Genomic DNA, 557 nt, shown 5'->3' on the forward strand with positions numbered 1-557 from the left:
CAACTTAGTAATAAGATTAATTGGGAGTGTTTTGAAAATGCTTTTTCTCCATTGTATTGCAATACTAATGGTCGCCCGGCTCATCCTATTCGCCTGATGTGTGGTCTTTTAATCTTAAAACATTTGCGTAATGTGTCAGATGAAATGGTTGTTTTTCAATGGAGTGAGAATGCTTACTACCAATACTTCTGTGGTGGACTTGAATTTATGCCCAAACAACCCTGTGACGCTTCCGAGTTAGTTCACTTTAGAAATCGTATCGGTGAAAAAGGTATGGAATTAATATTAGCAGAGAGTATCCGCGTTAATACCGACCATGATAACGAAGATCATTTTGATACGGCTTTCATTGATTCTACCGTGCAGGAGAAGAATATAACCTATCCTACAGATGCGAAGTTGCATAAAAAGATAATCAAAAACGTTCTGAAGATAGTTCATGACAAGAGTCTTCCTCTACGACAGAGTTATACGCGTACGCTGAAAGGAATTTACCGTTCCCAACGTTTTCGTAATCATCCCAAGAATCGTAAGAAAGCTCTTAAGGCAGATAGACA

General features: G+C 38.4%; 1 protein-coding gene. It reads left to right on the top strand.

The window, feature by feature from the left end:
• The coding region (locus AC1DCD_RS10285) for a transposase (RefSeq protein WP_480349375.1) at positions 1–557 on the top strand (557 nt) is incomplete at both ends.

This window comes from Prevotella sp. C0209C1 (assembly GCF_056583855.1).